We start from the raw sequence: 23,561 nt of genomic DNA on the forward strand, positions 1-23,561 counted from the left end.
TCCTCCACCTTCCCGGTGGCGGGGATGTAAGTACCTGACTCCACCATTCTTTTTATGCCCACATCCAGGCCAGGGGTCGAATTCATACCCGCCTCCCGCACTTCAAATTCGCATCTTCCAAGATAAGCCTCTGGCAATCTGATGCCATGGCACGGATTCTTCAAACCCAGGTCGCCCCCCTTTTTCCTCCCGAGGGACCGGTGCGGATCATGCTCTTCGGCGAGGCCCCGGGACCCCGGGGCGCCGACCAGAGCGGGATCCCCTTCTGGGGGGACCGTGCCGGCACCTGCGTGTACCGGGCCCTGGAGGCGGCAGGCCTGGCCCAGGTCCCTCCGGCGGCCTACCTGGACTGGGACGGCGCCCGCTTCCGGGAAGCCGGCCTGGCGCCGGTGCTCCGGGGGGCCGCCCTCTCCAACGCCTTTCCGGTCTGCCCCACCCGGGACTTCCGGACCTTCCGGGCCCCCACCGACAAGGAACTCCTTGCCCCCGGCAACCAGGAAAGGCTCCGGAAGGAATTGACGGAGGCCTCGGAGCGCTGCCCGGGCCGCCTCCGGGTGGTCGCCATGGGGCGCAGGGCCCAGTGGGTCTTCGCCCGCATCGAAGGGGCCCCGGACTTCCAGCTGGAGGTCCTGCCCCACCCGTCCTCCCAGGGCCTGCTCCAGGCGGCCCCCGGCAAGGGGAAGGGATTGAAATTGGATGACCTTAGACGCGAGTGGGAAACCCGGCTCGCGGCCCTGCTGGAGATCTGAAGCGATGCCCAAGGAATCCCACCCTCTCTGGCCCCGCGAACACGGCGCCTACGCCCAGCTGGGCGTGGCCCTCCTGTGCGGCGCCGCCCTGGGGCACGGCTCCCGCGGCATCTTCCAGGCCGTGCTGGCGGTGACCCTCTTCCTGGCCAGCGAACCCGTGCTGGTCCTCCTGGGCCGCAGGGGTGAAGCCGCCCGGGGGGCCTCCCAGGTGCGGGCGGCCCTCCGCCTGGTGATCCTGGGCTCGGTCCTCCTGCTGGCCATCTTCGGGGCCTGGATCGGCGCCCCGGCCGCCCACCTCCTGGGCCTCCTCCCGGCGGCCGCCCTGGGCGCGGTCCTCTTCTTCCTGTTCCTCATCCGGCAGGAGCGCACCGCCGCCGGCGAGCTGGTGGCGGCCTGGGCCTTCTCCGCCACGGCGGGCAGCGTGGTGCTCCTGGGCGGCGGGGGTCCCCGACGGGCGGTCCTCCTGGCCCTCCTCCTGGGCGGGATGTTCACCCTCGCCACCGCCGTGGTGCACTGCCACATCCTCGCCCTCAAGCGCGGCGGGGCCTGGCTCCCGCGCTTTTGCGCCTTCGCCCTGGGCGCGGCCCTGGCCACCTGGGCGGGCCTGGCGGCCCTGCGCGGAAGCCTGCCCCGCACCGCCGGGGCGGCGCTGGTGCCCATGGCCCTGGCGGCGCTCTGGGTGTGGGCCGCCCCGCCCGCTCCGCGCCGGCTCAAGCAGGTGGGCTGGGCCGCCACCGCCATGGCCCTCCTGGGCGGTGGGCTAGCCGTTTTCGGGCTCTGGTGACCGTTAAGTTTGGTTAATTTCCTCGCCGTTGAATCCCTCCGCACCGCGTGAGAGGCTAGGTCATGCCTTTCATCCGCTAGGAGTTTTTCGATGCCGAGAACCCGCTTCCATCTGCCTGTGGCCGCCCTGCTCATCCTGGGCGGCCTTCCCGGCCTGGCCCAGGCCAAGGCGAAGGCCCCCGCACCCAAGGCGGCCGCCAAGGCCGCCCTGCCCGCCCCGGTCCTGACCGCCTCCGTGGAAGGCATCACCGAATACCGCCTGGCCAACGGCCTCAAGGTCCTTCTGTTCCCCGACCCCTCCAAGCCCAACGTCACGGTGAACATCACCTACCTGGTGGGCAGCCGCAACGAGAGCTACGGCGAGACCGGCATGGCCCACCTGCTCGAGCACATGATCTTCAAGGGCACCGCGCGCCACCCCGACATCCCCAACGAGCTCACCCTCCACGGCACCCGCCCCAACGGGACCACCAACTACGACCGCACCAACTACTTCGAGTCGATGAAGGCCACCGACGAGAACCTGAAGTGGGCCCTGGACCTGGAAGCGGACCGCATGATCAACAGCTGGGTGGCCGTCAAGCCGGAGAAGGCCGCCGAGCTGCTCAGGACCGAGATGACCGTGGTCCGCAACGAATTCGAGATGGGCGAGAACCAGCCCTTCGCCGTCCTGCAGCAGCGGGTCGCCGAAACCGCCTACCTCTGGCACAACTACGGCAAGCCCACCATCGGGTGCCGCGCGGACATCGAGAACGTCAACATCTGGCACCTCTCGGACTTCTTCCGGAAGTACTACCAGCCCGACAACGCCGTGCTGCTGGTGGCCGGCAAGTTCGACCCGGCCCGGACCCTGGCCCTGGTCAACGACACCTTCGGCCCCATTCCCAGGCCGGCCCGGATCCTGGAGAGGACCTACACGGTCGAGCCGACCCAGGACGGCGAACGGAGCGTCACGGTCCGGCGCGTGGGCGACACCCTGGCCCTGATGGCCGCCTATCACATCCCTGCCGGGACGGACCCGGACATGGCGGCTCTTTCGGTGCTGAGCCAGGTGCTCAGCGACGCGCCTTCGGGCAGGCTCTACAAGGCCCTGGTGGAGCCCAAGAAGGCCGCCTTCGTCTTCTCCTTTCCCCAGCCCACCCGTGAGCCCGGGCTGATGTATGTCGGCGCCATGCTCCCGCCCGGCGGCAACCTCGACGAGGCCCGGGATGCCGTGCTCAAGATCACCGAGGAGGCCGGTGCGGCCACCTTCGCCCCCGAGGAGGTCGAGCGCGCCAAGACCAGCATCCTCAAGGAATTCGACCTCCACCTCAACCAGTCCGACCAGGTCGGCCTCGCGCTCAGCGGACCCATCGCCCTGGGCGACTGGCGCACCCTCTTCCTGGGCCGGGACCGGGTGAAGGCGGTGACGCCCGCCGACCTGCAGCGGGTCGCCAAGGCCTACCTCAAGCCCAGCAACCGCACCCTGGGCACCTTCATCCCCACCCCCAAGCCGGACCGGTCCGAGATCCCCGACCTGAAGGACGTGGCGGCCATGGTCAAGGACTACAAGGGCCAGGAGCTCAAGAGCCAGGGAGAGGCCTTCGACGCCACCCCCCTGGCCATCGAGGCACGCACGGTGCGCTTCGCCACCGCGGCCGGCCTCAAGGTCGCGATGGTGCCCAAGAAGACGCGCGGCGGCTCCGTCCACGCAACGCTCGCCCTTCACTTCGGCACCGAGGCTGCGCTCATGGGCCAGGACGCCCGCGCCTCCATGGCCGCGGCCATGCTGAGCCGCGGCACCGTCCGCACCGGACGCCAGGAATTCCAGGACCGGCTGGACCAGCTCAAGGCGAACGTGGACTTCAACGGCGGCGCCGAGGGGATCAGCGTCTCCATCGAGACGGTGAAGGAGAACCTCGCCGGCACGCTCAAGCTGGTGACGGAGGCCCTGCGGGAGCCCGCTTTCGCCGCCACGGAGTTCGAGATCCTCCGCCAGGAGAACCTCGCCGGCATGGAGGCCCAGAAGAGCGATCCCACGGCCCTGGGCTACACGCGGTTCCAGCAGCTGCTCGATATCTGGCCCAAGGGCCACCCCCGCCACACCGACAGCATCGAGGAGGCCATCGCCGACCTCAAGACCGTGAAGGTGGAGGACGCCAAGGCCTTCCACGCCGCCTTCTTCGGCGCCTCCCACGGCGAGCTGGCCATTGTGGGCGACGTGGACGCCGCGGCCATCCGGCCGGTGGTCGAAGGCCTGTTGGGCACCTGGAAGAGCCCGGCCCCCTATGCCCGCATCACCGCCACCCCCCGTCCCTCCACGGCCCGATCGGAAGTCATCGAGACCCCCGACAAGCCCAATGCCGTCTTCCTCGCCGGCCTGAACCTCGCCATCCGCGACACCGATCCCGACTACCCGGCCATGGTTCTGGGCAACTTCATGCTGGGCGGCGGCTTCCTCAACAGCCGCCTGGCCAACCGGATCCGGGTCAAGGACGGCCTCAGCTACGGCGTCGGCTCGCGCTTCCGGGCCGGCTCCATGGAGACTTTCGGTTCCTGGACCGCCAACGCGATCTGCGCCCCCCAGAACGCCGCCAAGGTCGAGAAGGCCTTCCGGGAGGAGCTTGAGCGGGCCCTGGCCACCGGCTTCACCGACAAGGAGATCGCCGAGGCCAAGTCCGGGTGGCTCCAGGGGCAGGAACAGAGCCGCGCCCAGGACCGGGAGCTGACCGGCCGCCTCGCCAGCAACGAGGAGGCCGGCAGGACCATGGCCTTCCAGGCAGCCCTGGACAGGAAGGTTGCCGAGCTCACCAACGACCAGATCCTCTCGGCCCTGAAGAAGTTCCTGGCGCCCGGCAGCATCAGCGTGGTCAAGGCCGGCGACTTCGCGAAGGCCGCCCCGGCCAGGTAGGGTGGACCCCCCAAGGAGGGCGGCCCCGGGTGGGGCCGCCCTTTTTTGTTGATAAATATGGGTTTTTATGGTTCCATGGTCAGGAAGCTCAGCGTTTCAACGGACGCCGGGCACTGGAGGAGCCCATGGCCCGATCGAAGGAAAACTGGACCGGCGCGGTCGAAGGTACCGCCCTTGCCGCGGAGCTGCACCGCAAGCTGGAGGTCAGCCACCGCCAGGCCAAGGGCCTCATCGACGCTGGCTGCGTCAAGGTCAACGGCCTGGAGGTCCGCACCTACGGCCAGCGCCTCACGGCCGGGGACGTCATCGACGTGGTCTTCGACCCGGACATGGTCTACAGCGCCCAGCCCAAACCCAGCAGGTCCGCCGACTGCCCGTTCACGATCCTCCTGGAGGACAAGCACCTCGTCTTCGTGGACAAGCCCGCCGGCCTCCTGACGGTGCCCGCAGAGAAGAACACCGACCCCTGCCTGGCCGAGGCCCTCACCGACCTGTACCGCCGCCGCGGCTTCAAGCGCTTCCAGCTCTTCATCGCCCACCGCCTGGACCGATTCACCTCCGGCGTGCTGGTCTTCGCCAAGACCCCCGAGGCCCTCAACGGCCTCAAGCGCATCTTCGACGAGCACCACCTCCACCGCATCTACAAGGCCATCCTCGTGGGCGAGCTGCCCGAGAACGCCGGGACCCTCTCGGACAAGCTGGTGGAACGGAAGTCCCTGCGCATGCAGGTGGTGCCCGAGAACTCCAAGGCCAAGCACGACGTCAAGGGCGCCAAGGTCGCCATCACCCACTACCGCGTGCTGGAGCGCCTCCCGGGGCACACCGTCGTGGAGGTCAAGCTGGAGACGGGCCGGCGCAACCAGATCCGCGTCCAGTTCGCCGACCGCGGGTTCCCGCTCCTGGGCGACCAGGTCTACGGCAGCCCCAGCCCCATCATCGACCGCCAGGCCCTCCACGCCGAGCTGCTGGGCTTCCGCCACCCCGTCACCGGCGAATCCGTCACCGCCTCGGCCCCGCTGCCCTCGGACATGGAGAAGGCGCTCAAGGCCCTGCGCACCGCGCGCCGGGTGGAGCGCGCCGACGCCGGCCTCAAGGGCGAGGCCGACATCTACAAGCCCAAGATCACCGCCGAGCGAAAGCTGGACCGGGTCCGGCGCGCCGAGCGCTACACCAAGGACGAGCCCCGGCGGGCCCCCTCCGGCCGCGAAGACGCCCCCCGGCCACGCCGCGCCGCGGGCCCCCGCGACGACGCCCCCAGGCCGCGCCGCGCTGCGGGCCCCGGTGACGACGCCCCCCGGCCGCGCCGGCCCGCCGATGCCCGGCCCGCGGGCGGCAGGCCCGTGGCGAAGCCCACGGGCGGCTTCCGCAAGCCCGGCCCCAAGAAGGGCTAGTCCGCGGTCTCCAGCCGTTCCTGCATCCCTTCCCGCAGCTTCTGCTGGAGGGCGATGAGGACCCGGTTGTCCTCGGGCCCCAGGAGTCCGTCGATCTCGCGGCACAGGGCCGTGTGCACCGGGGCGAGCTTGGCCTCCAGCGCACGGCCTTCCGGGGTGAGCTTCACGAGGCAGCCCCGGCGGTCGTTGGGGTCCTCCCGGCGGCACACCAGACCCGCCTTCACCATGCGGTCCACGAGCCGCGGCACGTCGGCGCTCCTGCTGATGATGCGGCGGCGCAGCTCCCGGATGAGGTAGCCGTCGTCGGGTCCCCCCTTGAGGATCCGCAGCACGTTGAACTGCTGATCCGTAATGCCGGCGGGCTTGAAGAGCCGCTCGTCGGAGAGCCGGGTGGCGTACTCCCGGCAAAGGAGGATGGACAGGAGCAGCTCCTGGCCGGGGTCCAGGGGCTTGTTGATGAGGAGCTCTTCGCGCAGCTGCATGGGGTGGCCGTTTCCTGTGCCCTTGGGCGTGCCTTCAGTGTAGATGGGGGCGCTGGCGTGTCCAGCCGCGGGATTTCGGGAACGGGCGGCCGGCAGGGGCGGGTGCGGAATGCGCCCGGGAGCGGCCGGAGGGGTCCCGCGGGCGAATTAGGCGTTTCAACACATACGCCCCGGAACGCCTTCCCGGGCGCGCCGGCGGACGGAGCCGGGCCGCGAGGCTTTGGTGCCGTGGTGCGGGGGATACAGGATAGACTGGGTGTCCTTAGTTACCTTCGCGGACGAGCCATGAACCATCCCCTGCCCCCTGAAACCAGCGATGTGCCCCTGGCGCCGGGCGAGCGTCTGCCCAAGACGCAGCGGGACAAGCTCAGCCCGGAGGCTGTCGCGAAGATCCAGGCCATCGCCTCCCAGTTCCCGGACCGGATGGCCGGGACCCTGCCGGCCCTGTACATCGCCCAGAAGGAGTTCGGCTTCCTGAGCCTGGGGGCCATGAAGGAAGTGGCGGCGGCGCTGGGGGTCACCGAAGGGCACGTCTTCGGGGTGGCCACGTTCTACACCATGTTCCGCAAGAAGCCCGTGGGACGGTACCACTTCGAGGTGTGCACCAACCTCTGCTGCGCCCTGAACGGGGCCGCGGAACTGCTGGCCAAGGTCATCGAGAAGACCGGCGCCAGGCCCGGCGAGGGCCCCTCCCCGGACGGGCTCTGGAGCGTGGATGAGGTGGAGTGCCTGGCCTCCTGCGGCAGCGGGCCCTGCATCCAGATCAACCACGGCGTCTTCGACGAGTTCGTGGACGAGGCGAAGCTGGAGGCCCTCATGGATGCCTGCCGGCGCGGCGAGACCGCAGCGTGGGGGGAGTGACCATGGCCGCCATCCGCACCAAGCCCGACCACCAGCTCTACACCTTCGAGGGCTTCGGCTCCTCGAAGTACCCCAACCTCATGCTCCGCGGCGCCGGGGACCTGCACAACTGGCACCTCAAGGTCTACACGGAGAAGTGGGAAGGCTACGAGGCCTGCCGCAAGGCCCTGAAGATGGAGCCCGCGGCCGTCACCGCCGAGGTGAAGGCCTCCGACCTGCGCGGTCGGGGCGGCGCCGGCTTCCGCACCGGGATGAAGTGGGGCTTCATGCCCAAGGACACCCCCGAGCGCAAGGTGACCCGCTACCTCGTTTGCAACGGCGACGAGGGCGAGCCCGGGACCTTCAAGGACCGCGCGATCCTGGAGTACAACCCCCACCAGCTCATCGAGGGCATGGTCATCGCCGGCTGGGCCATGCAGTGCCGCACCGGGTTCATCTACCTGCGGGGCGAGTTCTCCTGGCTCATCGACAAGCTCGAGGCCGCGCTCCAGGAGGCCCGCGACGCCGGGTTCCTGGGCAAGGACATCCTGGGCACCGGCTGGGACTTCGACATCCTCACCTACCGGGGCGCCGGCGCCTACATCTGCGGCGAGGAGACCGCCCTGCTCAACAGCCTCGAGGGCCGCCGCGGCGAGCCCCGGGTCAAGCCCCCCTTCCCGGCCTCCGTGGGGGCCTTCGGCCAGCCCACCACCGTGAACAACGTGGAGACCCTGGCCGCCGTGGCCCCCATCCTCCGCATGGGCGGGCACGCCTACGCGCAGCTGGGCACCCCCGGCAACACCGGCACCCGCATCTACGGCCTCAGCGGCCATGTGAAGCGCCCCGGCCTCTACGAGCTCCCCCTGGGCCTGCCCATGGACTTCATCCTCAACGACCTGGGCGGCGGCTCCAGCACCGGCCGCAAGCTCAAGGCCGTCATCCCCGGCGGCTCCAGCGCCCCGGTTTTCGACGCCAAGGACTTCGACTGCCCCATGGACTTCGACACGGTCAAGGCCCGCGGTTCCATGGCGGGTTCGGGCGGCATGATCGTCATGGACGAGAGCACCTGCATGGTCCAGGCCCTGCTCCGCCTCACCCACTTCTACGCCCACGAGAGCTGCGGCCAGTGCACCCCCTGCCGGGAAGGCTGCAACTGGATGGAGATGATCCTCCACCGCCTGGAGCACGGCCAGGGCCGCCCAGGCGACCTGGAGCTTCTCGCGAGCCTGCCGCCGCGGATCAACCTCAGGACGCTCTGCCCCCTGGGGGATGCCGCCTGCGGACCGGTGGAGTCGTTCCTGCAGAAGTTCAGGGGCGAGTTCGAGTACCACCTGGAGCACAAGACGTGCATGGTGGGCGCGAAGAGCATCCTGCCGGAGCTGGTGGCGGCGCACTGAGGGGCGTGGGGACCCGCAGGGCCCGAACGCTCATTAGGGAAGGATCAGCCTCCCGGCCAGATCAAAGCGGAAAGCCAGGGTTTCACCCGCGGGCCAGGAGGTGGGGGCGCGTTCGAGCACAGCCGGATCCGGGTCGCCGACCCTCCCCTCGAAGGGGTCAACCTCCTTCCATTCGATTTCGTCCAATCCCTGGCCATCGGGCGGCTGGGGGACGGAGCTCCTGGGCGCCTGTTCCAATCGGATGGAGGCCTCGATCGCCTTCCGGGTCCGCATGGCCACCAGCACCCGGTCGTTGGGCATGGGCTGGATCCCCAGGAGCACGGGGCTGTGCCGCTTCCGCCCCGACAGGCAGTCGTCGTCCAGCGGCAGGAGTTTGATCGTCCGGGAGGGCCACGGGTCATCGTCCTTGATCACCCAGATGATCCCGGCATTCCAGGAGACCACAAGGAAGGCCCCCTTCACCTGGATGGGGAACTCCAGGAACGGTAGCAGTCCTTGGTAACGGAGGGCCACCTGGGCAATCCACGCTCCGCCCGGTCCCACCGGATGGAAGGCCTGGAAGACCGGTACGTCGAGGGCGATGGGAATCAGGGCCTCCGCCTTGAAGACCCCGCCGTTCGTCTGCTTCCACCAGGAGCAGATGGAAGCGTCCTCCCCTTTCGAAAATCCGGGCATCACATCCATGACGAAAAATCGCGAGCCGGTATCGGTCTGATAGAGCTTCGAAGGCAGTCCGAAAAATTCGTCGCGTCCGAAGGTCCCGAAATCGATGGGGAAGTTTTCCCAGAGGCCCGGGAGCCTCTGCTGGGAGACCAGGATGGTCTTGTCCACGAGCCGGCAGGTGGTTGCGACACCGGCACGGTAGGTCAGGCCCAAGGCGCCCTCGGGCTCTTCAAGGGTTTCCTCCTTTCCTGATGTCTGATCGGCGATTTCGAGCGCACGGCCAAAATCAAGGGACAGAATGCGCTTCCCACCACTCCAGACGAGGCCCGGCAGGCCGCGGAAACCGGGGTAGTCAGGGGGATCCTGTGGCCAAAGGCAACAAAAAAAGGTAAGGTAGCAAATAATTGTCTTAATGGATTTTGTCGATTGCATGGAAAACCCTTGATAATAAAATTATTAATTGCTGACTGAGTAGGTATATCAAGACGGTTATAGTATTATTTATGTTTTAGGTGCCAGGTGACGCAAAGTCGGAGAGATATGTAAAAAACGGAGAGAGAACAATCTCTTAAGATGGGCAGCCAGCAACACATTTGTCATATTCATTTTTTATCAGTAGAGCCCACGTAAATAGCTCAATACCGGTGAGGAGGGCTCCTGCCTTGACCTTCTCCGCATATTTTTTATCACACACCTTTATGCAGTCCTGACGAGAACTCGAACCCCCACCCCTCGAATCCATTTCATCAAAAATGGGATGCTGAATTCCTGGATCCTGCGGAACCACTGCACCAGCCTGAAAATAGGCAGTTGACAAGAAAACCAAGGTGAGTATGGTATATTTCATAAATTACATCAAAATTAGTTTATTAAAATCAGACCGCTCAATTGCGAACTGAAACATCATGCTAAATCGCATCCGGCCGGGGTGCAAGGCCCCGGCCGGACTTTTTCCGTGCCCAGATGGCTCCAAGTCCCCTTCAGCTCAGGATCCCCGCGATGCAGGCCGACATGAAGTTCGCCAGGGTCCCCGCGATCATCGCCTTCAGCCCGAGCCGCGCGAGGTCGCCGCGCCGCTCCGGCACCAGCGCGCCGATGCCGCCCACCTGGATGGCGATGCTGCTGAAGTTCGCGAAGCCGCACAGGGCGAACGTCGAGATGAGGCGGGCCTTGGTGCTCAGCTCGGGAAGGTTGCCCAGCTGGATGAAGGCCACGAACTCGTTGATGACCATGCGCTGGCCCAGGAGGGAGCCCACGATGCCGGCCTCCTTCCAGGGGATGCCCATGAGCCACGCGAAGGGCCGGAAGATGACGCCGAGCACCAGCTCCAGGGACAGCGCCGGGAAGATGGCCTTCAGGATGCCGTTCATCAGGGCGATGAGCGCGATGAAGGCGATGAGCATGCCGGCCACGTTGATGGCCAGGTGCAGGCCCTCGGAGGCGCCGCGGGCGGCGGCGTCCAGGACGTTGGCGTCGTTGGAGGGGATGTTCACCTGCACTTCGCCGGCGGTGGCGGGGGTGCCGGTCTCGGGCTCCAGGATCTTGGCGATCATGATGGCGCCGGGGGCGGTCATGATGACGGCGGTGAGGAGGTGCACCACGTCAACGTGGGCCACCTGCACGTAGGCCACCATGATCGAACCCGACACGTGGGCCATGCCGGCGGTCATGACGACCATGAGCTCGGACCGGGTGAGGCCGGCCAGGTAGGGGCGGATGGTCAGCGGGGCCTCGGTCTGGCCCATGAGGATGCTGGCCGAGACCGACAGGCTCTCGGCGCCGCTCACCTTGAGGAAGCGGCTGATGGCGCGGGAGAAGGCCCCCACGACCCACTGCATGGCGCCCACGTGGTAGAGCACGGCGAAGATGCTGGCCACGAAGATGATGGTGGGCAGCACCACGAAGGCGAAGATCATGCCCATGCTGCCCACGGTGGCGCCCTGGGCGTTGGTGACGGCGGCGCCGGAGGGGGTGGCCAGGGGGCCGAAGACGAAGGTCGCGCCGGCCTTGGCGTAGGACATGAGGCCCTCCACCACCACCCGGGCCTTGTCGAAGACCGAGCCCACCAGGTTGCCGCGGACCAGGGCCACGGCCACCACGGTGCCCAGGGCCCACTTGAACCAGGCCACCTGGAGGATGCCGTAGCGCTTGAAGAGCATCGGCACGAACAGGAGCGCGAAGATCACCCAGCCGGCGTGGGGGGGGAAGGGGATGAAGCCCAGGGCGCTGGAAAGGAACTCGCCCTTGAGGACCACCAGGGCCAGGATCCACTGCAGGGCCATGCCCCAGCCGACGGTTTTCCAGTGGATGGCCTTGCGGTCCGAGGACCACGCGTAGGCCAGAGCCATGAAGCAGACAAGACCAAGAAGACCCGTAAATCGGACCATGATTCTCCCATATCACTCGTTTTTTGGTGTTTCAGAAGGGATTCACAGCTGCTGGTTGAGCTGTTCCAGGGCCTGCTGCATCTGGAAGCGGGCGCGGCCCAGGATGCCGTCCCGGCGCATCACCAGCACCAGGGAGCAGTGTTCCAGCCCGCCCATCATGAGGATCCAGTGCTGGTCGGTGCAGAAGGCCACCTGCTCGACCTCGCCCCGGTCGAACTCCTCCACGGCCTGCTGGAGATGGCGCTTGACGACGTTCCGGTAGGCGCCCAGGAGCTGCAGGGCGTCGTTGGGCACCTCGATGGTGCGCGAGCAGAGGGGATCCCCGTCCTTGTCGTTGAAGGTCGCCGCGATGGCTTCGGGCACCCGCTCGATCAGATTGTCCAGAATGGCCTGGAAGGACATGGGGGAACTCCCTTGGGGGAACGTGGTCACATGATGACCTGTCTGCGGGGGGAACGCCACCATGAACCATTCTACAGGAGCATGAGGAGCATCAGGAGGCAGGCCAGGATCATCAGGACCAGCCAGACTCCCACAAGGGCCACGTGCACCAGGGTGGCCGTCACGCCCTTCCAGGGCGGGCACCCGTGCCACGCGGCCAGGGCGTACCCCCGCAGGATCCAGAAATAGACGGCCACGGGCAGGAGGAGCAGGCCGAAGGCGAACCCCACCACGGGGAGGTCGCCCAGCAGGGCCGCGGCGGCCCCGAAGGCGCCCACCTTGAGGGCTTCGGCGTCGGCCACGAGGCTGGCCCGGAACCCGCGGCGCTCCCGCAGCCCCCCCAGGAGCCACAGGGCCACGTGGTCGAAGGTCGCGTCGTGGAGCCAGAGGCCCAGGACCGCAACGGGCGCCAGCAGCACCATCCAGGGCAGCAGCGCGTGGAGCCCCGGGGCCGCGGGAAGGTTCGCCAGGGCCGCGCGGAGTTCCGCCGGATCGACGGCTTCCGGGAGCTGCCGGAGGATGTGCGTCCACACCTCGCTGTCCGGGGAGACGAGCCGGGCGTAGAGGCCCGAGAAGCTCAGGTAGCCGAGGACCAGGCCCAGGAAGGCCAGGGGCGCGCGCAGGAGCAGGAGGTCCTTGACGGACCCCGCCAGGGTGGGGGCCTCCAGGGCCCGCGCCCGGAAGCCCTCCCGGGGGCGGACGGCCCGTGTCCAGAGCTCGCGGAAGGATTCCATCAGCGCTTCGGGAAGAGGGCGTCGAAGTCGTGGACCGCCACGGGATCGCCTTCGCTCCGGAGGGGATCGCGGAACTCCTTCGGGTCCCGTTCGGCGAACTGGCCGAAGGTGGCGATATTGCCGTTGATGTAGGCGATGAACTCGTCCTGGCGGTGGCGGATGTAGCCCTGGAAGGGCCGGGCGACGATGCCCAGGACGGCCGAGTCCAGGGCGGTCCAGGTCTGGAGGTGGGTCTCGAACCCCTGGGGCGTGTCCCAGTAGCGGTAGGCCACGGCCATGCGCGCGCCCACGGCGAAGGGCGTCTTCAGCCGGCCCGCCTCGGCGCGGCCCTCCACCAGGTAGACCCGGAAACCGGGCTTGGCCAGCACGCACCGCAGGCGCCCGGTGAGGCCCCGGGCGTCGTCCAGGGTCCAGGACCCGTCGGGGAGGACGAAGCCGTGGAACCTGGGCACGAACTGGCAATAGCGCCACATGGCCAGGCTCATGCGGGGGTGGTCGAAGATCTTTTCCATGGTGGAAGTTCGAACGTGCACCGGCTGCGTACGGGTCTGGAAGGCGAAGTCGGCCTTCTTCACGATCTGGGCGGCTTCCTCCCGGTCCATGGGGGCCAGTTCCCCGAAGGGGATCTGGGCCCCGAGGAGGCAGGACATGGCCAGGAGCAGAAAATACGGAATGCGCATGTGGAAACGCTAGCGAATCGCGGCGATTGTGAAAAGAATAATGCTTGCCGCCCCTCTTTCACAGGATGTAATGCCAAGCCCGCTACGGAAGATCCCGCACACACCCCTGGACAACCTCCGCGACCTCCTCAAGGAGTTCGCCGAAGGGGATGTGCAGTTCCCGGCCAGGCTGGCCAGTCAGCTCCAGACACTCAAAAAGCAGGCCCTGCATGAGTTGGGCAGCCGGCTCGGCTCCCAGGGGACGCCCCGGGGACTGCGCAAGGCCATCCTGGGCGCCGTGGCCAAGTTCGACTGGCCCGAATGGACGCCCTGGATCGCCATGGCCCTCAAGACCGAGCAGGACCTGGGCATCTTCGACGAGGGGTGCGCCACCCTGGGCGCGCTTGGGACCCGGGGGGCCCTGACGGCCCTGACGGCGCTGAAGACCTCCCGCACCGAGCACGACTACCAGGTGATCCTGAACCGGGAGCTGGGCCTTTTCCAGAGCCAGCAGAGCGCCGCCTACCACATCAGCCGGCTCATGGAGGGCCAGGGCAACCTCCGCATGGCGGCCCAGGGCGCCAAGCTGCTTGGGGCCACGGCCGGCGCCCAGGACCTGGGTGCCATCGTGGAGGCCTATCACAACGGGGACCCCCTCGCCCAGCGCCTGGCCATCCGCGTCATGGGCTCGCTGCCCGAGGCCGGGGCCACGGCCTTCCTGAAGGCGGTGGCGGAATCGGCCCGGGAGGACTTCCTCGACCACCAGCTGCTCCTGGCCGGGCTCAACCGCCTCCAGACCCTGCAGCGGGCTTCGGTCCTGCCCGAGCTCCTGCGCCAGACACTCGCCCACTTCTCCAGCCGGCACCCGGAGACCAAGGAGCTGCTGGCCGGCCTCCAGCGGGCCGCGGCCCAGGAGGAGCCCGACATCCTGGGCGCCGTCGAGGACCTGCGCCCCTGGGTGGGGGGCGTCTACGAGACCTTCCTCACCGACGCCCTGACCCTCATGGGGGAGGGCAAGGTGGCCCGGTACTCCGCCATGGTCTCCGACGCCGCCCAGGGCGTGGAGGCCCGCCTGGGCTTCCTGACCTCCCTGGTGGACCAGGTGGCCGAGGCCCTGGCCTTCAAGGTGGACTGCGGGGAGATCACCCGGGAGGAGATCCTGCCCATCTTCGCGCCGATCCTCCGGAGCCGGGCCGGGGGCGACGGGTTCGTCACGGCCTTCCTCCGCCTGCTGCCCGTGACCGAGACGGCCCTCCTGGCCGAGCTGCTCAAGGACCCCGACATCTCGCGCCGGGAGAAGTACCTGGACGCGCTGGGCACCCGCGAGGACGACGCGCTGACCCCCTTCTTCCTGGCGGCCATGGAGGACCCCATCGTCGAGGTGGGCCAGAGGGCCATCCACCACCTGGGCAAGCTCCCTTCCAGCTTCCCGGCCCTCATGGGCATGTTCGAGAGCGGCCAGCAGGACCAGGTGCGCAGCGCCATCCGGGTCTTCGGCGAGAACCGCACCCGCATGGCCGCCGAGCCCCTCCTGGGCTTCCTCCAGAAGGACAACCGGGACGCCCTCATCGTCGAGACGGTGGAGGCGCTGTCCGCCATCGGCTACCCCGGCAGCGCTCCCGTGCTCCTGGAGCTCCTCCACGACGGCAAGCCCCTCAACCTCCAGATCGCCCTGGCCGCCGCGCTCAAGGAGCTGGGCACCCCGGAGGCCTCCCTGGGCCTCCTGCGCAAGGCCCCCAACCTCAAGCAGCCCCAGGTGCTCATCCTGGCCCTGGAGGGCGCGCTCACGGCCTTCCCCGGCTTCGACCGGCCCCTGCCCCTGGACGCCCTGCCCGACTTCATCAAGCTCTTCGAGAGGTGCTGCGACGAGCGCGAGGGGGAGGGCCAGCGCCTGCGCGCCATCCTGGCCTCCCAGGACCTCTTCGTCTTCGACCGGCCCGCGTACAACCTCCTGAAGGACCGGGTCTCGGACTTCCTGTTCGACATGCGCACCAAGGAGACCTGGGACCGGGAGTCCAACGACCGGGTCGCCCTGGTGGTCAAGGAGCTGGCCCGGCGCGGCGACGGCCTGGGGCTCCTGGCGCAGAAGGAAGCCGGCATCAACGCCCAGATCCAGAAGCTGCCCGAGAAGGGCCCGAAGAAGGCCGAGGCCCTCCTGGCCCTGCGGGAGGCCCTCTCCGACCCCGAGCTCATCATCCGGCCCGAGCTGGCCCAGACCCTCTCCGGGGTGGTGCTGGGCATGCTCTCGGCCCCTGGCGCCGAGTGGCGCGAGGTGGCCCACCTCTGCGAGATCGGCGGCCTGACCCGCCAGCCCGGAATGGTGGAGCCCATCCGGGAGATCTACCTGAGTGCCTCCGGCCTGGGCCTCAAGAGCGCCGCGCGCGCCGCCCTCCTGGCCCTGGGCCTGACGGAATCCGATCTCAACCGGCGGCCCCCGGTGCGCTCCGTCCTGCTGCTCGAGCCCAGCGCCTTCTTCCGCAAGCGCCTGGCCATGGCCCTGGCCAACGGGGAGCGCGAGGTCATGGAGGCCGGAAGCCGGGAGGAGGCGGAGGCGATCCTGGCGGGCCGCTCCGTGGACCTGGTCATCACCGAGAGCAAGGACGCCCAGGGCGACCTCGCCCCGTGGCTGGAGGACCTCAAGGGCCGCGAGCGCTTCCGCTACGCCCTGCTCTCCACCGCCAACCGCGACATCGCGCCGCTGCGGCTGAATCCCTGGGTCATCGGGGCCCTCTTCAAGCCCTACCCCACGGAGCACGTCCTCCAGGCGCTGGAGCCCTGAAGGGGTTAAGCTGTCTTTAATTAATATTTCGAGGCCCTCATGCATGTCCTAGGAACCTGGATCCGCCCCGTGACCCTGATCCTGGCTGCCGTGCCCCTGCTGCATGCCCAGGACGGCGACATGGCCGAGCGGCTCTACCGTTCCGGGGAGCGCGCCTACGCCGCGCACAGCTACCCCGAGGCCCTGGAGACCTGGAACCAGCTCGTCGCGCAGCTCCCCCAGTCCCCCTTCGCCGCCCGGGCCCTGCTCAGCCTGGCCCGGCACCAGATGGACGTGGAGAAGAAGCCCGAGGCCGCCACCCCCTTTCTCGAGAAGCTGAAGAACGAGTACCTCAAGACCCCCCAGGCCGGCGACGCCCTCCTCCTCCTGGGCAGGCGCAGGGCCGCGCGCAGCCACGCCCCCGCCGACATCAAGGAGGCCCTGGCCGACTTCAACCGGCTGGTGGACCTCTTCCCGGACCACCCCCTCGTGCAGGAGGCCCGGCTCCAGATGGGCCTGGCCCGGAAGCTCCAGGGCGAGTGGGGCCGGGCCCTCCAGGCCTTCACCGAGGCCATGCGCATGGACCCGGCCTCCCCCGCGGGCATCGCCGCCCAACTCCAGGCCGCGGAGACCCTCGACATCATGGGCGACCTCACGGGCTGCCTGCGCATGCTCCAGGACCTGAGGAACCGTCACCCCCAGGCCCCTGAGGCCCAGGAGGCCCAGTGGCGCATCCAGGTGCGGGTGCTCCAGCGCCTCCAGAAGCCCGCCCTAAAATCCATGGGCCCCTGGCCCCAGGGCAGGACCAAGTGGCTGAAGACCCCCACCCTCCTGGCCACGGGCCCCGAGGGCGGCCTTTACCTGTACCAGTCCGATGACGACCGCGCCTACCACTTCAAGGATGGGGCCCTGGTCCCCTCCGGCCCGGTGGTCAAGGGCGGCAAGGCCCTCCTGGTGCCGGCTCCGGGGACCACCTGGGTGGTGAGCGCCAAGTTCGGCCTGGTGAAGGAGGACGCGCCCCAGCCCGCCGCGCCCCCGCTGCCCTCCCCTTCCGGCGGGATGCTGGACACCTGGGGCAACGCCTGGATCTGCGACCCGGGATCGCAGGTCATCCAGGTGCTGGCAGGGGACGCCGCGCCCCGGCCCCTGCCCGTGCCCGCCGTGCAGGCCCTGGCCCCCCTTCCCGACGGCGGCGCCGCCGCGGCCTCGGACGCCACCCGGACCCTTCTCTTCCTGGACGCCGCGGGGCGGACCCGGGCCTCCGTGCCCTACGGGAAGGACCTCCCGGCCTCCTTCAAGTACGTGGTCTCCCTCGCCTCGGATCCGCTCGGCCACGTGGCCGCCCTGGTGGACGGGGACTTCGAAGGGGTGGTGGTGTGGGGGCCGGACGGTTCCGTGCTGCGCTCGGCCACCTACAAGACGCTGGGCATCGCCGGGAAGTTCCGGGCCGTCGCCCTGGACCGCGCCGGCGGGCTCATCCTCGCGGACCGCTCCAACGACTTGCTGATCAGGCTGCAATGATGCGACGTCTCCTCTGCCTCCTCCTCACCGCCTGCGCCGCCCTGGGCGCCCAGGATCCCGCCCTGCGGGACACGCTGGCCGCGGCCAAGGCCCTGTGGGCCACCCAGGGCGACCGGGACGGCGCCGCCGCCAAGTTCGAGTCCATCCTCGCCGCCCTGGAGCCGTCGGCACGCACCCTGGACGAGGGCTGGACCAGGGTGCTCTGCGAGGCCTACAACTGGACGGCGGTCCTGGACGACCGCACCGCGGGCAGGAAGGCCCAGGCCCCCAAGCGCCTGGAGAGCCTCCTGGAACTGGATCCCGACTACGAGATCGACCGCTCCATCACCAACCCCAGGCTGCAGGCCGCCTACGACGGGCTCCGCACGGCCCGGTTCGGCCGGGTGAAGCTCTCGTTGGACCCCGCGGGAGGCGTCCTCACCGTGGACGGCAAGCCCCGGCGCCCCGAGCCCGGCGTCCACTGGCTGGCCCCGGGCGCCCACGCCGCCGCCTATTCCCGGCTCGGGTTCCAGGGCCAGGACGTGAAGTTCGACGTGGCCCTCAAGGACACCAGGACCCTGGACTTCAAGCTCGCGCGCACGTCCTCGGTCATCACGGTCTTCACCTCCCCCGCGGGCGCCGAGCTGTTCGTGGACGGCAAGTCCCGCGGCTTTTCCCGGGGCCAGGCACCCGCGGACCGGAGCTATCTGGCCGACCGCGCCGGCGTGAAGCCCGACCAACTCTCGGAGGGCCTGCGCATCGCGGACCTGGCGCCCGGCAAGCACCTCCTCGAGGTGCGCCTGCCCTGCCACCGGACCCGCCGCATGGAGATCGCCGAGGCCCTGACCACCCCGTTCGCCGACGCCGATCTCGAACCCGTCAAGCTCGAGCCCAGCCGCGGCACCCTCACCGTCCAGAGCGCCGTCCCCGGCGGCCAGCTGCTCCTTTCGGGCCTCGACATGGGCCGGGTGCCCGTGCGGGACCTGCAGGTCTGCGCCCAGGCCTACGACCTCCAGGTGAAGTACGCCGCGGGCAGCTTCACCCAGCGCATCGAGGTGCTGGAGGGCAAGTCGCTCACCCTCGTGGCCCGGCCCAAGCCGCGCCTCACCTACGCGGGCTTCGAGGGGAGCGATGACTTCGCGGGCCGCGACCGGCTCCTGGGCATGCTGGCGTCCCTGGGCGGCAGGCTCCACGAAGTGGCCTTCATCACCGCGGCCAAGGGCGAGTCCCTCAAGGACTGCCTGGCCCGCCTGCGGGCCACCCGCGAGACCGAGCTCCTGCTGTGGGCGCGGCCCGCCCCAGGCAGGCCCATCCAGCAGGTGGAACTGGTCCTCTCGACCCTCACCGGACAGGAGGAGCGCCTTGCCGTCATGCCCCTGGAGCAGGATCCCCTGGGGTCGCTGGCCGCGCGCATGGAGCGGCAGCCCGCGCTCTCCGAGCCCTGGGCCGGCCTCACCCTCCTGGACCTGCCCGAGGGCGCCCACGTCCTCACGGCCGACGCCGCCGCCCTCAAGGCCGGGATCAAGCCCGGCAGGATCCTCACCGAGGCCGGCGGCAGGCCCGTGGCCAACGTTGCGGACTTCCGCAGGGCCCTGGCCGAGGCAGGGGGCGGCAGCCTCGCCGTCTCGCAGGGGGATGCCCCCGTGAAGCTCACGGTCTCGCAGATGCCCGCCGAACTCCCCGTCAACTCCCCGGACCTCTGCTATCCCCTGGTCCTCTCCGACCTGCGCCTGCGCTACCTGGGGGCCCAGGGGGACGAGGCCTCGCTCCTGCGGCTCGACCAGGCCCTCGCCCTCATGCACTTCCGGGAGTACGACAAGGCCCTGGAGGTCCTTCGCGACGCCCGGATGGTGGGCGTCCAGGGCGTGAGCCAGGGCACCCTCGACTACTACACCGGCATCTGCCTCCTCCACATGGGCAGCGTCTATGTGCGCGACGCAGCCCAGTCCTTCACCCAGGCCCTGAAATACCCCCAGGCCACCCTGTTCGGTCCCGACGGGCCGCTGCTGGCGCCCCTGGCCCGGCAGGCCCTCCAGGACCTCCAACCCTGAACCCCCGAAAGGAACGCCATGACCGAAAACCGCAGGAATGAACGCGGCGAAGGCAAGATCGGCTGCATCGTCAGCCTCCTGGTGCTGATCATCGTGGGCGCCGTGGCCCTCAAGGTCGTGCCCGTGCTCTACGCCAACAACAGCCTGGTGAATGCCGCCGAGGACCTGGGATCCCGGGCCGGCATCATGCCCGCGGCCGCCCTGGAGCAGCAGCTGCGCGCCAAGGCCGCCGAGCTGGAGATCCCCGAGGCCCTGGCCAAGGGCTGCATCACCTTCACGGTCCTCGGGGACCACAACGCCGGCACCTGCGTCATCAAGCTCAAGTACACCCAGAAGCTGGATCTCTACGGCGCCTACACCCTGCCCATCTCCACGGACAAGACCATCAGCCGGCCGTACATGGACGCCAGGTAGGGGGTGTAGGGTGGGGGGGTGAGGAACGCGCCCCCCGAACCCGAGCTGCTGACCGATGGGTCCGAGCCCATGGGGGCGGTGCTGCGGGAGCTGGATCTCGTCGCGCAGACCTCCCTGACCGTTCTCATCCTGGGCCCCTCCGGGAGCGGCAAGGAACTCGCCGCGCGGGAACTGCACCGCCGATCCGGCCGTTCAGGCCCCCTGGTGCCGGTGAACTGCGCGGCCCTGGCCGAAGGGGCGCTGGAATCCGAGCTCTTCGGCCATGTACGGGGGGCCTTCACGGGCGCCGACCGGGACCGGCCAGGAGCCCTTGTGTCGGCTTCGGGGGGGACCGTCTTCCTTGACGAAGTGGCCGACCTATCAGCCCGGACCCAGGCGATGCTGCTAAGAGTTCTGCAAGAAAGCGAGATCCGCCCCCTCGGCAGTGACCGGTGGAGACCGGTGAACCTGCGATTCGTAGCTGCCACAAATCAGCCCCTGGAGGAGATGGTGCGGACCCGGCTGTACCGGGAGGATCTCCTCCACCGGCTCCAGGGCTCCGTGCTGGTTACACCGGCTTTGGCGGAACGGGGCCATGAATTCCACTACCTAGTGCCGCGCCTTGTGGAACGCATCTCGCTGGCTCTCGGCCGGAACGGGCCGCCCTTGGAACCCGGCCTATGCGAGGCGCTTGCCGCCCAGTCCTGGCCTGGCAATGTGCGCCAGCTCCTCCACTGCCTTGAACGCGCCCTCCTAAGGTGCGGGAAGGGGCCTCTGGGGTCAGAACATTTCCCCGAGCTCGCCAAGGCACCAGGCATCCCGCTGCCTTGGCAGGAAGCCACCCTGGCGTTCCAGCGGCGCCACCTCCTGGAGTCCCTCGGCCGCAGGGGGTTCCACGCCGCCGAAACGGCCCGGGACCTGGGGCTCAGCCGCACCGCTCTCTACGCCACCGCCCGGCGCCTTGGGGTGGACCTGGCCCAGGAGCGACGGCGCAAGGGCTGACCATCGGCGGACACCCCGTGCGCCGGCCGAACGTGGCGGCGGGACCGCCCCCCGGGTAGGCCACGCAGGGCCTCAATGGGCTCGCAAGGGCCGGGTAGGCGCCCCTGTCAAGCGTCACAAGTATTGACCACGGGTGGGTCAATGATTAAGTCGGTTGACTGCGGACGCTGGGTATCGTCCTTCGGACCCCGTGAACCGACAGAAATCCGCCATTCTCGCCCAAGCCCTGGCGGTGGAAGGGAAGGCTGGGCACCCTGGCGGGGCTCCCCGGCTTTGGCGTATCCTGATCTTCAGCAAAGGTTGTCCTGGATCTTCCATGCAGATAAGTTCGCCCGCCCTGCCAAGGCGCGCCACCCTTCCGGAGGGCCCCAATGACCGAACAACAGGCTGCCCTGGTTGCAGGGGCCCAATGCCCGGGCGGCTGCGGCCTCACGGAAGAAGGTTCTGAACAGGGCAACCGGATATGCGGATTTCAGTTTGGACAGAAGAGTCGCCTGGGTCAGCGGGGCACTAGGTAGAGCGGAAATTGGGGAGGCCCGATGATTAATTTTTTCAGCCACTTGCACTCCCGCCGACTCAGGATCAGGAATTTCCTCGAAATCGGTTCCCGGGATGGCGAAGATGCCAATACCTTCGCAAAGGCCGCTGGTATTCGCCAAGTCCATGTCATCGAGCCGGCACCTCAGTCCTTTGCGCGGATCCAGGCCCATTTCCCCTTCTTCCAGGTTTACAACCTGGCCTTGTCAAACCGAAACGGGCATCAGGTGTTTCACAACATTGTCGATCCTGACCTCAATAAGCAGGGAATGAGTTCTCTGATGCCAAGGGAGATCTACGAACGATTCCCCTCGGAGAATATTTTAGTTGAACTGATGCGGGGCGACACATTTCTCGATAAATATGGGATCCAAGACATTTCAGCATGCAAGATCGATGTCGAAGGCCATGCTGTGGAAGTCCTTGAAGGTTTTGGGACAGAACTGACTCGCATCCATGCCATCCATCTGGAATGCGAGACGGTGCCGGTTTGGGAGGGCCAGCGACTTTTCGGCGAAGCGAAGGCATTGCTGGAAGGAAGGGGCTTCCAGATGGTCAGCTACTGGGAGTACAACCAGCCGACAACCCAATGCGATTCGATTTGGCTCCTGGCCCACAACCGTGCATGAGGAAGCCCAATGCCAATCCTGGAAGATGCCTTCGGCACACGGCGCAAGAAAAAGGCCCTCCTATGTGGCGCGGTAGAAGGTCTTGTGGACAGGGAGTCCATGAATTTTTTCCACACAAACACCCATGAGGCATTTGAACAAGGATTGGCCCTGCACGAATCGGGCTATTCGGTTGATGCCATCGACCATTGGGCTGAACCCCCCCGAGGGTATGGCGAATATGACGTCATCCTGGGCCTCGGGCGGGCCCTGGTCGAGTGCCATTCGGGTGGCCGGCGCCCCAGACGGGTCCTTCTTTACTCCCCCGGCATCCACAACCAGGTCCAGAATCTCCGCACTCTGGACCGGGTCAAGGCCTTCAGGGAGAGGTATGGCCCCTGCCTCCTGGAGTCCGGTCGGTTTGCGTCGGAGGATTTCACCTCCATCGCCTCCCTTTGCGATGCAGTGCTGGTCCTCGGCAATGAGGCCACTGCCGCGACTTATCATGGCCGGACCTCCAGCGAGATTTTCATCATCCGGGCATTTTTCCATCACCTCGTGGACGGGGCGGCCCTCGCCCAGCGGAAGGACCCCAGGAAGGCCGGCCGGGGATTTCTTTGGTTCGGCAGTGCCGGCCTCATTCACAAGGGTCTCGACCTCCTCCTGGAGGTCTTTCTCGCCCGCCCATGGCTTGAACTTTATGTTTGCGGTCCTCTTGAAGGGGAAGGGGCCTTTGGACGGGTGTTTCAATCCCGTCTGGCAGCGTCGAGGAATATCCATATGATCGGAATGGTCCGGATTGGAAGTCCTGAGTTCCTGCGGATCGCGGAACAATGCGGCTTTGCGGTTCTTCCTTCCTGCTCCGAGGGTGGGGGGGTAAGCCTGCTCTCTGCTGTCGGAAACGGTGGACTTCTCCCCGTGGCAACTCTGGAGGCAAGCGTCGAGCTCGGTACCTTTGGCATTCCCATTGCGGGCTGCAGCGAAGCCCTGGTAGCCCAAGCGATCGAATCGTGCGAAGTCCTCCCCGTGGAGGAGCGGCTTGCCCGGACCTTGCAAGCAATAGACTTTGTGAATTCCGGCCACACCCTCGAAATGCACCGGAAATCCCTTCGAGCAGCCCTCTCGACGGTCCTGGCCGAATGAACTTGGCGCAAAGCTTGCTCGGTAGGCACTTTGTATGCACCCACGCTATCTAACCCCTGGAGCTTTCCATGCCCGACGCTGAGATCCGTGACTTCGAGACATGCTGGTGCGGGGGCAAACTGGTAGATGGAGTCCACCCTGGGTATGGCAGTT

General features: G+C 67.9%; 19 protein-coding genes. 13 read left to right on the top strand and 6 right to left on the bottom strand.

Annotated elements, in window-relative coordinates; translation table 11 throughout:
• Nucleotides 1-209 precede the first annotated feature (209 nt).
• From RAH40_RS13475 to RAH40_RS13490, 4 genes are all read left to right on the top strand, one after another.
• Nucleotides 210-749 (top strand): uracil-DNA glycosylase family protein, encoded by a 540-nt coding sequence (locus RAH40_RS13475; RefSeq protein ID WP_306602301.1) that lies wholly within the window; start codon nucleotides 210-212, stop codon nucleotides 747-749.
• 4 nt (nucleotides 750-753) lie between these two features.
• Entirely contained in the window at nucleotides 754-1,533 is a 780-nt protein-coding gene (locus RAH40_RS13480; RefSeq protein ID WP_306598066.1) for a YwiC-like family protein, read from the top strand.
• 90 nt (nucleotides 1,534-1,623) lie between these two features.
• On the top strand, nucleotides 1,624-4,422 hold the full coding sequence (locus tag RAH40_RS13485) for a pitrilysin family protein (protein ID WP_306598067.1): 2,799 nt from the start codon (nucleotides 1,624-1,626) through the stop codon (nucleotides 4,420-4,422).
• A 125-nt stretch (nucleotides 4,423-4,547) separates the two neighbouring features.
• The gene (locus tag RAH40_RS13490; RefSeq protein ID WP_306598068.1) at nucleotides 4,548-5,813 is read left to right on the top strand and encodes an RluA family pseudouridine synthase; all 1,266 of its coding nucleotides are present in this window, start codon (nucleotides 4,548-4,550) and stop codon (nucleotides 5,811-5,813) included.
• Here the strand turns inward: RAH40_RS13490 and RAH40_RS13495 are convergent.
• Nucleotides 5,810-6,295, bottom strand: a complete 486-nt coding sequence (locus tag RAH40_RS13495; RefSeq protein WP_306598069.1) for a MarR family winged helix-turn-helix transcriptional regulator — start codon at nucleotides 6,293-6,295, stop codon at nucleotides 5,810-5,812. The genes RAH40_RS13490 and RAH40_RS13495 overlap by 4 nt on opposite strands.
• A gap of 285 nt (nucleotides 6,296-6,580) precedes the next feature.
• Between RAH40_RS13495 and RAH40_RS13500 the strand changes: the two genes are divergently transcribed.
• Both RAH40_RS13500 and nuoF read left to right on the top strand, forming a co-directional pair.
• Nucleotides 6,581-7,156: an NAD(P)H-dependent oxidoreductase subunit E gene (locus RAH40_RS13500; RefSeq protein ID WP_306598070.1), complete on the top strand. Its 576-nt coding sequence runs from the start codon at nucleotides 6,581-6,583 to the stop codon at nucleotides 7,154-7,156.
• A 2-nt stretch (nucleotides 7,157-7,158) separates the two neighbouring features.
• Nucleotides 7,159-8,532 carry an NADH-quinone oxidoreductase subunit NuoF gene (nuoF, locus tag RAH40_RS13505; RefSeq protein ID WP_306598071.1) on the top strand — a complete coding sequence of 458 codons (1,374 nt, stop codon included), beginning with the start codon at nucleotides 7,159-7,161 and terminating at the stop codon, nucleotides 8,530-8,532.
• A gap of 33 nt (nucleotides 8,533-8,565) precedes the next feature.
• Here nuoF and RAH40_RS13510 read toward each other — a convergent pair whose 3' ends face one another.
• The 5 genes from RAH40_RS13510 to RAH40_RS13530 all read right to left on the bottom strand — a co-directional run bounded on the left by RAH40_RS13510 (nucleotide 8,566) and on the right by RAH40_RS13530 (nucleotide 13,437).
• Nucleotides 8,566-9,627, bottom strand: a complete 1,062-nt coding sequence (locus RAH40_RS13510; protein WP_306598072.1) for a hypothetical protein — start codon at nucleotides 9,625-9,627, stop codon at nucleotides 8,566-8,568.
• A 548-nt stretch (nucleotides 9,628-10,175) separates the two neighbouring features.
• Nucleotides 10,176-11,582: a NupC/NupG family nucleoside CNT transporter gene (locus tag RAH40_RS13515; protein ID WP_306598073.1), complete on the bottom strand. Its 1,407-nt coding sequence runs from the start codon at nucleotides 11,580-11,582 to the stop codon at nucleotides 10,176-10,178.
• A 42-nt stretch (nucleotides 11,583-11,624) separates the two neighbouring features.
• Nucleotides 11,625-11,984 carry a hypothetical protein gene (locus RAH40_RS13520; protein ID WP_306598074.1) on the bottom strand — a complete coding sequence of 120 codons (360 nt, stop codon included), beginning with the start codon at nucleotides 11,982-11,984 and terminating at the stop codon, nucleotides 11,625-11,627.
• A gap of 71 nt (nucleotides 11,985-12,055) precedes the next feature.
• Nucleotides 12,056-12,757 carry a hypothetical protein gene (locus RAH40_RS13525; RefSeq protein ID WP_306598075.1) on the bottom strand — a complete coding sequence of 234 codons (702 nt, stop codon included), beginning with the start codon at nucleotides 12,755-12,757 and terminating at the stop codon, nucleotides 12,056-12,058.
• The gene (locus RAH40_RS13530) at nucleotides 12,757-13,437 is read right to left on the bottom strand and encodes a hypothetical protein (protein ID WP_306598076.1); all 681 of its coding nucleotides are present in this window, start codon (nucleotides 13,435-13,437) and stop codon (nucleotides 12,757-12,759) included. Before RAH40_RS13530 ends, RAH40_RS13525 begins: the two co-directional genes overlap by 1 nt.
• A 70-nt stretch (nucleotides 13,438-13,507) precedes the next feature.
• On the opposite strand from RAH40_RS13530, the gene RAH40_RS13535 reads away from it, so the two are divergent.
• From RAH40_RS13535 to RAH40_RS13565, 7 genes are all read left to right on the top strand, one after another.
• The gene (locus tag RAH40_RS13535; protein ID WP_306598077.1) at nucleotides 13,508-16,195 is read left to right on the top strand and encodes a HEAT repeat domain-containing protein; all 2,688 of its coding nucleotides are present in this window, start codon (nucleotides 13,508-13,510) and stop codon (nucleotides 16,193-16,195) included.
• Nucleotides 16,196-16,234: 39 nt separating this feature from the next.
• Nucleotides 16,235-17,695, top strand: a complete 1,461-nt coding sequence (locus RAH40_RS13540) for a tetratricopeptide repeat protein (protein WP_306598078.1) — start codon at nucleotides 16,235-16,237, stop codon at nucleotides 17,693-17,695.
• Nucleotides 17,695-19,725, top strand: coding sequence for a PDZ domain-containing protein (locus tag RAH40_RS13545; RefSeq protein WP_306598079.1), 2,031 nt, complete (start codon nucleotides 17,695-17,697; stop codon nucleotides 19,723-19,725). The genes RAH40_RS13540 and RAH40_RS13545 overlap by 1 nt, the downstream gene beginning before the upstream one ends.
• Nucleotides 19,726-19,743: 18 nt before the next feature.
• Nucleotides 19,744-20,139, top strand: a complete 396-nt coding sequence (locus RAH40_RS13550) for a hypothetical protein (RefSeq protein WP_306598080.1) — start codon at nucleotides 19,744-19,746, stop codon at nucleotides 20,137-20,139.
• An 18-nt stretch (nucleotides 20,140-20,157) separates the two neighbouring features.
• Nucleotides 20,158-21,120 (top strand): sigma 54-interacting transcriptional regulator, encoded by a 963-nt coding sequence (locus tag RAH40_RS13555; protein ID WP_306598081.1) that lies wholly within the window; start codon nucleotides 20,158-20,160, stop codon nucleotides 21,118-21,120.
• Between the two features lie 539 nt (nucleotides 21,121-21,659).
• The gene (locus tag RAH40_RS13560) at nucleotides 21,660-22,286 is read left to right on the top strand and encodes an FkbM family methyltransferase (protein ID WP_306598082.1); all 627 of its coding nucleotides are present in this window, start codon (nucleotides 21,660-21,662) and stop codon (nucleotides 22,284-22,286) included.
• Nucleotides 22,287-22,295: 9 nt separating this feature from the next.
• Nucleotides 22,296-23,408, top strand: coding sequence for a hypothetical protein (locus tag RAH40_RS13565; protein ID WP_306598083.1), 1,113 nt, complete (start codon nucleotides 22,296-22,298; stop codon nucleotides 23,406-23,408).
• Nucleotides 23,409-23,561 lie beyond the last annotated feature (153 nt).

The organism is Geothrix sp. 21YS21S-2 (genome assembly GCF_030846775.1).
Lineage (GTDB): Bacteria > Acidobacteriota > Holophagae > Holophagales > Holophagaceae > Mesoterricola.